The following is a 12,141-nucleotide window of genomic DNA, read 5'->3' as shown; positions in this document are numbered from 1 at the left end:
GTACATGAAAAGGTGAATATATGTATGTACCAATCGTAGTTGAACAAAGTGAACGCGGTGAGCGTTCCTATGATATTTACTCTCGCTTATTAAAGGATCGCATTATCTTCCTCGGTGGTCCTATCGATGATAATGTGGCTAATGCGGTTATTGCGCAAATGCTATTCCTAGAAGCAGAGGATCCTGACAAGGATATCCATTTGTACATTAATAGCCCCGGCGGTGTTGTAACTGCCGGTATGGCTATTTATGATACGATGCAATATATCAAACCAGATGTGTCTACCATTTGTGTAGGCTCTGCGGCGAGCATGGGTGCTGTGCTTTTAACAGCAGGTACTAAAGGCAAACGTTATGCGTTACCTCATGCACGCGTTATGATTCACCAACCATTAGGTGGTGTACAAGGGCAAGCATCTGAAATTGAAATCCATGCCCGTGAGATTCTTCGCATGCGTGAAGAATTAAATGGTATCTTAGCTTCTCGCAGTGGACAAGATATTGAAGTAGTAGCTCGCGATACAGATCGCGATAACTTCATGAGTGCTCAGGATGCCGTTGAATACGGCTTAATCGATGAGGTGCTCACTAGAGAACCTGTAGAAGGCAAGTAATGGAGGCGCCCCTTGGCAAAAGATAAAGACACTATGCGCTGCAGTTTTTGTGGACGCACAAGCGAAGAAGTCCGCAAATTAGTGGCGGGTCCTAACGTGTATATTTGTGATGAATGCGTTGAAGTATGTGAACGTATCATTGCTGATGAGTTGGGTGCTGTTGAAACGGATGACTTCAACTTAAAAGAATTGCCAACGCCGAGAGATATTAAGGCTCATCTTGACGAATATGTTATTGGTCAAGATGATGCTAAAATCTCTTTAGCTGTGGCTGTATATAATCACTACAAACGCTTACAAACAGATAATGTAGTAGATGATGTAGAATTACAAAAGGCTAATGTATTGTTCATTGGTCCTACTGGTAGTGGTAAAACACTATTGGCTCAAACCTTAGCGAAAATGCTAGAAGTGCCATTTGCTATTGCAGATGCTACAAGCTTAACTGAGGCTGGTTATGTAGGGGAAGACGTAGAAAATATCTTACTCAAAATTATCCAAGCTGCAGATTATGATATAGCTCGGGCTGAGCGCGGCATTATCTATATCGATGAAATTGATAAGATTGCTCGTAAGTCTGAGAATCCTTCCATCACACGTGACGTGTCTGGTGAAGGTGTACAACAAGCATTGCTTAAAATCTTAGAAGGTACCGTTGCTTCTGTTCCACCTCAAGGTGGTAGAAAGCATCCAAATCAAGAAATGCTTCAAATTGACACGACAAATATTCTCTTTATTTGTGGTGGTGCATTTGATGGTATGGACCGGGTTATTACTAAGCGTACCGCCAAGAAAACCCTTGGTTTTGGTGCAGACGTGCAACGTAAAGAAGAACGTAATGTATCGGCTATCTTAAAAGATGTTGTACCTGAAGATTTATTGAAGTTTGGTTTGATTCCTGAGTTCATTGGTCGTTTACCTGTGATGGTAACATTAGACCAATTGGACAGAGATGCATTAATCCAAATTTTGACAAAGCCTAAAAATGCATTAACAAAACAATATGAAAAAATTCTATCCCTTGATGGTGTAGAGTTAACTTTCACTGAAGATGCATTAGAAGAAATCGCTGATGAAGCATTACAGCGAAAAACAGGTGCTCGTGGTTTGCGTGCTATCATTGAAAAGGTGATGAAACGCGTTATGTTCGAAGTTCCTTCCATGCCGGAAGTAACTAAGTGCATCGTGAATCGTGAATCCGTGCTGAGCACAGGTGAACCTATACTCAAAAATGAGGCAGACCAAGACATCCAGTTGAAATCGTAATTCGAAGAAACTCATTTCTGTGTAGGAATGAGTTTCTTTTCATAATATAAATACCTGGAGGAAGTATGAATTTACTCGAAATTGGGATCCCTACCGTACCTCTTAGAGGCATGGTTGTATACCCAAATATCGTGATTCACCTCGATATCGGTCGAGACAAATCCATTAAAGCGGTAGAGGCCGCGATGAACGAGGATCGCATTTTAGCAGTTGTGACCCAAAAGGATGATGCTGTTGATGCACCGACCGTTCATGATTTAGCCCAAATGGGTACATTAGTAAAAATCAAGCAAATGTTACGCTTACCAGGTGGTATTGTACGTGTTCTTGTAGAGGGCATTACACGTATTCGCGTAATGAATATTACAAGTATGGATCCGTACTATGTAGGGGACTACGAACGCGTAGCCTCTGAGTTCGAAGACGATGTAGAGCTAGAAGCTTACCGTCGTCTTGTACAGTCTAAATTCGGTGAATGGGCAGAAGAAGCTAAATCTGTTACAGATGAAGGGGTAACGCGCGTTATGGAATTGCGCGATCCATGTGAATTAGCTGATCAAGTTGCATTCTTGTTGCCGATCAATAATTTAAAACGCCAAGAGTTACTAGAGGAATTATCTGTAGCTCGTCGTCTAAATATGATTGTAGGCATCTTAAATATGGAGCTACAAATCTCTGATTTGGAAAACTCCATTAATAACCAAGTGCGTCAATCCATGGAAAAAGCACAAAAAGAATATTTCTTGCGCGAAAAAATTCGCGTTATCCACGATGAGTTGGGTGACAAAGGTGATCCAGAGGAAGAAGCAGAAGAATTACGCGTCAAATTGAAAGCGCTTAACTTAAGTGAAGATGTACATACGCGTATTGATAAAGAAATTTCTCGTTATAGCCGCATGCCACAATTGATGCCAGAAGCAACAATTTTGCGCAATTACCTAGATTGGGTATTGGCGTTACCGTGGAATGAATTAACTGAAGACCGCTTAGACATCAAGGAAGCTCATGCGATGCTTGATGCTGACCATTATGGCCTTGAAAAGGTAAAAAAACGTATCCTTGAATTCTTAGCTGTTCGTAAGTTAACTGGTAAAAATAGTGGTTCTATCCTTTGCTTAGTGGGCCCACCAGGGGTTGGTAAAACATCCCTGGCCACATCTATTGCTAAATCGATGAATCGTAAGTTTATCCGTGCATCCTTGGGTGGTGTCCGCGATGAAGCTGAAATCAGAGGTCATCGTCGTACGTATATTGGTGCATTGCCTGGTCGCATGATTCAAGGTCTTAAGAATGTAGGTACTAAGAACCCTGTATTCTTACTGGATGAAATTGATAAACTCGCATCTGACTATAAAGGTGATCCATCCTCTGCGTTGTTAGAGGTGTTGGATCCTGAACAAAATAGTACATTTAGCGATCACTTCATCGAGGTGCCGTTCGACTTCTCTGAAGTATTCTGGATTACTACAGCTAACGTAGCATCCAATATTCCTGGTCCATTGTTAGACCGTATGGAAATCATTGAATTGTCCAGTTATATGGAAGAAGAGAAACTAGAAATCGCTAAGCGTTACTTAACTCCTAAGCAAATTAAGAAAAATGGCCTTGAAGACTACAAGGTTAAATTATCTGATGCTGTGTTGAGAAAAGTAATTTCTGAATATACTCGCGAAGCAGGTGTTCGTACCTTAGAAAAAACAATTGCTAAGATTTGCCGTAAAATCGCTTTCAAAGTAGTTGAAGAAGGTGGCGATGCACCAAAAGTAACGACTAAGAATCTTCATGAGTTCTTAGGGGCTCCGATTTTCGTTGATCAAGAACGGGAAAAGAAACCGCAAGTTGGCTATGTAAATGGCTTAGCTTGGACATCTGTTGGTGGCGTAGTGTTACCTTGTGAAGCTACGACTATGAATGGTACGGGTAAATTGGCATTAACTGGCAGCCTCGGCAAGGTTATGCAAGAATCTGGCCAAGCAGCTATGAGTTACATTCGCCACAATGCAAAAGCATTAAAAATTGAAGAAGATTTCTATAAGAAACTCGATATTCACGTTCACTTGCCAGAAGGGGCAACGCCTAAAGATGGTCCTTCTGCAGGTATTACAATGACATTGGCTATGGTATCTATTTTGACAAACCGAAAGGTTCGTTCTGATATTGCCATGACTGGTGAAATTACATTGCGTGGCCGCGTATTGCCAATAGGCGGTTTAAAAGAGAAATTATTAGCAGCCTTGTCTCATGGCATTAAAGAGGTATTGATTCCAAAAGGTAATGAAAAGGATATTGCAGAATTACCTGACATTGTAAAAGAAGGACTCATTATTACGCCAGTTAAGACAATGGATGAAGTATTAGCAAAGGCACTTGTGTAATGCAAAAAAAGAAAAAATCCACTAAACAAATGGGGCCAAAACCACAATATACGCGAAAAGAACCGAAGGGGCCTCGTATTATAGCAGCAAAATATAATACCTCCTGTGTGAAGGCGGATCAATATCCTGAAGGGGATACTGTGGAAATCGCTTTCCTAGGACGCTCTAATGTGGGCAAATCTTCGTTGATTAACTCGTTGTGTAATTATCGTGGGTTAGCCCTCGTTAGTGGCCAGCCAGGTAAGACAAAGACGATAAACTATTTTGACATTGAGTCAAAAGAGGATATTTCTGAAACAGAGGAACGCAGATACAATTGGTTCCTCGTAGACCTTCCTGGGTATGGTTTTGCAAAGACAAATAAAGGAAACCGCAATTTGTGGTCTTCCTTTATTGCCGATTATATTTTACATTCTGAACGATTGATGTTGTTGTGCTTACTTATCGATGGGCGTCATCCAGAGATGCCTATTGATAAGGTGGCCTATGACTGGCTTGTTGAGGCTGGTGTGCCACTACAAATTGTAGTTACTAAAGCTGACAAGCTAACGGCTAAAGAAAAGTCTGCGAACTTGGCTAAAATTAAGGAAATGTATCCAACGGATACACCGCCTATTTTATATAGCTCCTTAAAACATACAGGTCGTGAGCTTTTACAACAACGCATCAATACAGTTCTAGTAGGAGATGAAGCATGAGTCAAACCAATGAGTTAGAGATTATGGAACGCATTGCTCTAGATTTAGAGGGCGTTGAAGAATCTCTTGCATCATCTTTTAATACCGGTGCAGAAGACTTTAATGCACTGATTCGACCATTATCAGCGGCTGGTGGCAAGCGTTTACGCGCTCAATTATGTCTACTGATTGCCAATGCAGGCACATCTGTAGAACGTCAGCGCATTAGAATTGCAGAAGCCGTAGAAATGCTTCATTTAGCAACACTGATTCACGATGATGTATTAGATCAAGCTGAGATTCGTCGCGGTGAAGATACAATTCATATGCACAAAGGCAATAAAGTCGCCATTCTTAGTGGGGATTATTTGTTTGCCAAAGCATTCCAAATCGTATCTGAAATGCCCGATATGAAGTATTTACAAATTTTCTCTCATATCATTTCATGTCTCGTTGAAGGCGAGTTCATGCAGATGGAAGACGTATATCGTATCGATCAAGGGATTGAGCGTTATATGACTAAGACTCAAAAGAAAACAGCGGACTTCATGGAAGGTTGCATGGAGCTTGGTGGTCTCTTAGGGGGCTGGAGTGAGTCTGAAATTGTTGAGTTGAAAAAATACGGTCACGCTTTAGGTATGGCATTCCAAATTACAGATGATATCATGGACTATCGTGAAACGACTGAAACTACAGGTAAACCTGTAGGGAATGACCTACGTGAAGGTTTATTGACCTATCCTTTATTAAGTATCGTAAATGATGACAATAAAGATAGATTGCTTGCAGATATTAAAGCCTTGAATAATGGCGGTAATGAGCAAGATATTATCGATTACGTTATCGCTCAAGGCGGTATCGACAATACATTAGCAGTAGCTGATAAATATTGTAAAGATGCTTTGGCTGCTCTTGAAGCTATACGTGATTTCCCAGGGAAGGAATTCCTTGTGATGGCTGTAGAAAATCTAGCTGATAGAAAGGTATAATATGGAGCCGTTCGAACCAAAACCTGATTTCGAATATCCCATACAAAAACCTTCTTTTGATAGTGTAGTTCGTCAAAAACGGCGTGAAGCAGAGCAAAAAGCAGAGCAAGAACGGTATAAGGTGGCAAACTTACAAGTTCCTGAGGAACCAGAGAATGAACCTCTTTATACTGAAATGGAACAGAAAATGATGGATGAAGCTCGGGAGCTATCCCTTGTAGGCCATCTATCTGAATTGAGAAAACGGCTTATTCTGATGGCGGTGGCCATTATTGTGGGGACCTGTGTTTCTTACTATTATGTAGACGTATTATTAGAAATACTCCTCAAGCCTGCGGGCAAGCTCTATTATATGAAACCTACTGAAGCTTTCTTTACATATATGAAAGTATCTATAGTAGGGGGACTCATTATAGCAGCGCCTATTATACTGCATCAGATTTGGCTCTTTGTTAAGCCTGCCCTAACTGTGCGAGAAAAACAGTTGTCCAACTGGATTTTACCGGTAGCGATTGGTTTATTCGGAATTGGTATTGTATTTTCTTATTTTCTTGTATTGCCGGCGGCCGTGAAGTTCTTCATGGGCTTTGCTACAGACGAATTACAACCGCTGTTTTCCATTGGTCAGTATATGGATTTTGTGTTGTCCTTTGTACTGCCTTTTGGATTTATCTTTGAATTGCCGTTGATTTTGATTATCTTGGGATATTTCAACTTAATAACATCACGTTTTTTAAAAACGAAACGAAAGATATTTATTCTTATATCCTTTATCATAGGTGCTGTCATTTCACCAACACCGGATATGTTCTCTCAAACGATGATTGCATTACCTATGATATTGCTATATGAAACGAGCCTGTTTGTATTGGCTAAGATTATGAAGCGCTAAGGAGTATTTTTAGGAGGAACGATGAAAACCTACGAAAATTTAACCACTTATAACCCCGGTGAAATAGAAGGGAAATGGTATTCTTATTGGGAAAATCAAGGATACTTTCACGAAGAAGTAGACACTAATAAAGAGCCATTTAGTATCGTCTTGCCGCCTCCTAATGTAACTGGTATGCTTCACATGGGCCATGCGCTAGATAATACGTTGCAAGATATCCTCATCCGTTTTAAACGCATGCAAGGTTACAATGTATTGTGGATGCCTGGTACTGACCACGCTGGTATTGCTACTCAAATCAAAGTAGAAGAGATGCTGGCTAAAGAAGAAGGCAAATCTCGCTATGATTTAGGTCGTGAGAAGTTTGTAGAACGCGTATGGGAATGGAAAAAAGAATACGGTGATACTATCGTTAAACAAATCCGTAGCCTTGGCGCATCTTGTGACTGGACTCGAGAACGCTTTACATTGGATGATGGTTACTATCATGCAGTGCGTGAAGTATTCGTAAAGCTTTATGAAAAAGGTTTGATCTATCGCGGTGAGCGCATTATCAACTGGTGCCCTCGTTGCGCGACGGCTTTATCTGATGTAGAAGTTGAACATGAAGATGAACATGGCCATTTATGGCATATTAAATATCCTGTAAAAGGTGAGGATAATCGCTTCGTGGTAGTGGCGACCACACGTCCAGAAACCATGTTTGGTGATGTGGCAGTAGCGGTAAATCCTGAAGATGATCGTTATAAAGACCTTATCGGTAAAACTTTGGTATTGCCATTTGTTAACCGTGAAATTCCTGTAATTGCCGATGATTATGTAGATGCAAGTTTCGGTACAGGTTGTGTAAAAATTACGCCTGCTCATGACCCTAACGACTTTGAAATGGGCCAACGCCACGATTTAGAATCTATCGTTGTTATGAACAATGATGCGACAATGAATGAAGGGGCTGGTAAGTTTAATGGCTTACCTCGTGAACAAGCGCGTAAACAAGTAGTAGCTGAACTTCAAGAGTTAGGCTTGCTTGAAAAAATCGATGACCATGACCATGCGGTAGGTCATTGCTCCCGTTGTAATACAATTATCGAACCAATGGTATCTAAACAATGGTTCGTAGATATGAAACCGCTGGCAGAGCCAGCTCTTAAAGTTGTTAAAGACCATGAAGTAGAGTTTGTGCCTGAACGCTTCACTAAAACATATGTAAACTGGCTTGAAAATATCCGCGACTGGACGATTTCTCGTCAATTATGGTGGGGCCATCGCATTCCTGCATGGTACTGTGATGACTGCGGTGAAACTATTGTAAGTCGTGAAGACATTACGGAATGTCCTCATTGTCATGGTCATGTAACACAAGATCCGGACGTTCTTGATACATGGTTCAGCTCTGGCTTGTGGCCATTTGCTACGATGGGCTGGCCTGACCAAACTCCAGAGCTTAAACAATGGTACCCAACAAGTGTTCTCGTAACTGGTTACGATATTATCTTCTTCTGGGTAGCTCGTATGATCTTCATGGCTCTTGAGTTCGAAGATGAAATTCCGTTCAAACACGTATTCATCCACGGTCTTGTTCGCGATAGCCAAGGTCGTAAGATGAGTAAATCCTTAGGCAATGGTATTAATCCACTCGATGTTATTGACCAATTTGGTGCCGATGCATTGCGTTTCACTCTTGTAACAGGCAATACACCTGGTAATGATATGCGTTTCTACATGGAGCGTGTGGAAGCGAACCGTAACTTTGCTAACAAGATTTGGAATGCTTCTAAATTCGTATTGATGAATCTTACGAATTATGATGAAAGCTTCGTTCCAACTGCAGCTGATTTAACATTAGCTGATCAATGGATTATTCAAAAATATAATGACACAGTACAAAGCGTAACATCTAACCTCGATAAATTTGAATTAGGTGAAGCGGCAAGTTCCGTATATGACTTCATTTGGAATACGTACTGTGACTGGTATATTGAGTTGGCGAAACCTCGTTTGTATAGTGAAAGCAACGAACGCGATCGTCGCACAGTTCAATACTTGCTCGTAACCATCTTACGTCAAATGCTTGAATTGTTACATCCGTTCATGCCGTTCGTAACAGAACATATTTGGCAACATTTGCCTCATGAAGGGGATAGCATCGTAGTTACTAAATGGCCAGAAGCATTGAGCTTCGACAATCTTGACGGCGCAGCTCGTCAAATGGAAGTGATGATGGATGCTATTAAAGGCATTCGTAACATGCGTGCTGAAATGAACGTGCCGTTAGGTAAAAAAGCAGAGGTTATCGTGGCGCCTACAGATGCAGCATTAGCTCAAACTGTAGCAGACCATAGTGATTACTTCGTAACATTAGCATGGGCTGAGAAGGTAACAATCCTCGGTGCCAACGATGCTAAGCCAGAAAATGCGACCGTAACAGTTGTAAATGGTATGGAAGTATATCTCTTGCTTAAAGACTTAATCGACGGAGAGAAAGAAAAAGAGCGTATCGCGAAGGAAAAAATTCAAATGGAAAAAGAAATTTCTCGTTTGGAAGGTAAATTGTCCAACCAAGGCTTCCTTGCAAAAGCGCCTGAAGCTGTAGTAGCGAAAGAAAAAGAAAAGTTAGAAGAATATAAACAAAAACAACAAGCGTTATTGGAGCGTGAAGCGTTCCTTGAAACCTTATAATAGGAGGTTTATATGACATATCAAGAGGCCTTAGCCTATTTAGAACAGGCATCCTCATTCGGTATTAAGCCTGGCCTTGAACGAATTACAGCTCTTATGGAAGCCCTTGGGAATCCGCAAGAGGACTATAAAATTGTTCATGTAACAGGTACGAATGGTAAGGGCTCGGTTACCTCATATATTTCCTACGCACTGTTTACAAGTGGATTACGGGTGGGGCGATTTACATCGCCTCACCTTCAATCCTATACGGAGCGAATTCAAATCAATGATGGAAATATTACAGAGGAAGCCTTCGGTGAATTAATCAATCGTGTAAAAGCAGCAGTAGATACTATCATCAGTAATGGAGTAGAAGCACCGACGCAATTTGAAATGTTGACGGCAGCCGCATTCTTGTTCTTTAAAGAACAAGGCGTAGATTATGCGGTAGTAGAAGTTGGTTTAGGTGGATTGCTAGACTCTACTAATATCGTTACTCCTAAAGTATCTGTTATTACTAATGTATCTATGGATCATCAAGCGTACTGTGGTGATACTGTTGAGGAAATTGCACGTCATAAGGCGGGTATCATTAAATCTAAAGTACCTGTCGTAACAGCTGCACAAGGTACGCCTCTCAGTATTATTGAGGACGTAGCCAAAGAAAAGAATGCTAAGCTGTATGCTTTCAATAAAGATTTTGGCATCGATAGTCGAAGTGCTGTAACGGGCGGTCAAATGATTACGGTCAGTACTAATGATGCAGCGCCTGCTATGCTCTTTACGACGATGGCAGGTATTCACCAATCTGTAAACCTCGCTTGTGCGTTAATGGCTGTGCGCCTATTGATGCAAGACGATAAGAGTATCAGTGAAGAAACAATGCGCGAAGGTTTTGCTCGCACTACGTGGGCTGGTCGTTTCGAAGTTAAACGCGGTCTAGATCGCACCTTTATCTTTGATGGTGCCCATAATGCGGCAGGGGCTGAATCTTTCGGTATGACTTATGCTGAATTGTTTAAAGATACTCCAAAAACAATTGTTATGGCTATTCTTAAAGATAAGAACCAAGAGGCTATCATTCGTGAGGTTGTTAAAGCAGGAGATACAGTACTCGTTGTACCGGCTCCAACAGATAGAACGGAAGTACCTGAAGCCTTGGTTGAGGTCATTCGACGCACTGTACCAAAGGCGACGGCTCAAACTGCTGACTCTGTTGAGGAGGCTTTAGCATTGGCCTATAAGCATACTAAGACTGGTGATATTATTGCCGTATGCGGTTCGTTATATATTCTAGGGGATGCTCGTCAGTGGTTTAACCATGAGATGAGTCACTAAGGTGAGATTATGGAACTCTCACTTATTCCTAATCAGAAGCGACTGACCTTTTATATTGAACGGCTAATTTACGGTGTTGTAGTGGCTATGCCGTTGCAACCGATGGTAGGGGATGTACTCCTTTGGTTGGCTATAGGACTGGCGCTATATGATTTAATATCTAGTAAGTCTTTGAGCTTACCTACAGGATATCTATCTTGGACTGTTATGATCTTTGTTGTCTGGACTGGGTTATCATCGATTATGTCACAGAACTGGGATTGGTCTATTCAAAGTTGGTTCTATCAAATTGTAGCAGGTGGGGGGATGTACTACTTAGTGCGTACCTATATTCAAACGCCTAAACAATGGAACTATTTTCTTCGTGCTTTTTTAGGCACCGCAGTTCTTGTCTGTGTTATTGGGGCCTATCAGTATCTATTTGTTCCGAATATACATATAAAAGAATGGGTAGATGCTGCACAATTTCCAAAATTGATGCGCCGCATGGCATCAACATTACAAAATCCTAACTTGTTAGGAGCTTATTTGTTGATGGTGTTAAGCGTATGCATTAGTTATATTCTCGTTTATATGAAAGAAAATCGCAACCGTGACGTGGTGACGATGCTCATCATAGGTATCGTTTTATTCTTAACGATGCTTTTAACCTATTCTCGTGGTATTTGGATTAGCTTTGCCGCTATGATTCTCTATTGGGCTATCTTTGTAGAACGGCGCCTATTCCTATCCTTGTTAGCAGTACCGGTCATTTTGTACTTCTATGAAGGTGAAATTGCGTCACGACTTTGGTCTATATTCCAAGGTCACGATACGTCAGCGGATCTTCGTTGGGCATTGTGGGATAGCACGACATATATCATACGAGAAAATCCTATCTTTGGTATTGGCTGGAATACATTCTACTTAGTCTACCCTGAGTATAACTACTATATTCAAGGCCCAAATGTTTTAATGTATCATGCGCACAATTTATATTTGAACATTTTAGCCGAAATCGGTATCCCCGGTTTGTTATCATTCCTTGCAGTTATCGTAGGTCATGTAATTACATCTATACGATTAAAAGGGGATCTATTCCGACAAGCAGCACAAATAGGCGTAGGCGCCTTAGCGGTGGCTGTTCTCGTTAGTGGTTTATCTGACTTTGAGCTCTATAGCCATCAAGTGACCATTGTATTTTGGCAATTGCTAGGCTGGGTTGGAGCCTTTGTGAAAGTACAACTTTCAGCGAGTGACCATATAAAATAGGTATATTATGTATAATTAGCGTATTTTATAGTAGCTATATAATTTCATAATATGGTATAATTAATACATACCATGGTA

General features: G+C 41.0%; 9 protein-coding genes. All 9 read left to right on the top strand.

Annotated features, from left to right (window positions below):
- The first annotated feature begins 20 nt into the window (after nt 1-20).
- The 9 genes from clpP to KH364_RS07165 all read left to right on the top strand — a co-directional run bounded on the left by clpP (nt 21) and on the right by KH364_RS07165 (nt 12,063).
- Nucleotides 21-614, top strand: coding sequence for an ATP-dependent Clp endopeptidase proteolytic subunit ClpP (gene clpP, locus KH364_RS07205; protein WP_273299111.1), 594 nt, complete (start codon nt 21-23; stop codon nt 612-614).
- Between the two features lie 12 nt (nt 615-626).
- Nucleotides 627-1,880, top strand: coding sequence for an ATP-dependent protease ATP-binding subunit ClpX (gene clpX, locus KH364_RS07200; RefSeq protein WP_009351310.1), 1,254 nt, complete (start codon nt 627-629; stop codon nt 1,878-1,880).
- Nucleotides 1,881-1,945: 65 nt separating this feature from the next.
- The gene (gene lon, locus KH364_RS07195; RefSeq protein WP_105081974.1) at nt 1,946-4,255 is read left to right on the top strand and encodes an endopeptidase La; all 2,310 of its coding nucleotides are present in this window, start codon (nt 1,946-1,948) and stop codon (nt 4,253-4,255) included.
- Nucleotides 4,255-4,953 (top strand): ribosome biogenesis GTP-binding protein YihA/YsxC, encoded by a 699-nt coding sequence (yihA, locus tag KH364_RS07190; protein WP_105081973.1) that lies wholly within the window; start codon nt 4,255-4,257, stop codon nt 4,951-4,953. The genes lon and yihA overlap by 1 nt, the downstream gene beginning before the upstream one ends.
- Nucleotides 4,950-5,921, top strand: a complete 972-nt coding sequence (locus KH364_RS07185) for a polyprenyl synthetase family protein (RefSeq protein ID WP_273299110.1) — start codon at nt 4,950-4,952, stop codon at nt 5,919-5,921. Before yihA ends, KH364_RS07185 begins: the two co-directional genes overlap by 4 nt.
- Nucleotide 5,922: 1 nt before the next feature.
- Complete coding sequence (gene tatC, locus KH364_RS07180) at nt 5,923-6,813, top strand: twin-arginine translocase subunit TatC (RefSeq protein ID WP_273299109.1); 891 nt, start codon at nt 5,923-5,925, stop codon at nt 6,811-6,813.
- Nucleotides 6,814-6,834: 21 nt separating this feature from the next.
- Entirely contained in the window at nt 6,835-9,492 is a 2,658-nt protein-coding gene (locus KH364_RS07175; protein WP_273299108.1) for a valine--tRNA ligase, read from the top strand.
- Between the two features lie 12 nt (nt 9,493-9,504).
- The gene (locus KH364_RS07170; RefSeq protein WP_273299107.1) at nt 9,505-10,812 is read left to right on the top strand and encodes a folylpolyglutamate synthase/dihydrofolate synthase family protein; all 1,308 of its coding nucleotides are present in this window, start codon (nt 9,505-9,507) and stop codon (nt 10,810-10,812) included.
- A gap of 9 nt (nt 10,813-10,821) precedes the next feature.
- Complete coding sequence (locus KH364_RS07165; protein ID WP_273299106.1) at nt 10,822-12,063, top strand: O-antigen ligase family protein; 1,242 nt, start codon at nt 10,822-10,824, stop codon at nt 12,061-12,063.
- The last annotated feature ends 78 nt before the right edge of the window (nt 12,064-12,141 follow it).

The sequence above is a fragment of the Veillonella sp. oral taxon 158 genome (genome assembly GCF_018376515.1).
In the GTDB taxonomy this organism is placed as follows: Bacteria; Bacillota; Negativicutes; order Veillonellales; family Veillonellaceae; genus Veillonella; species Veillonella rogosae.
Note: the sequence above shows the minus strand (reverse complement) of the source record. Positions and strands in the feature narration are given on the sequence as shown.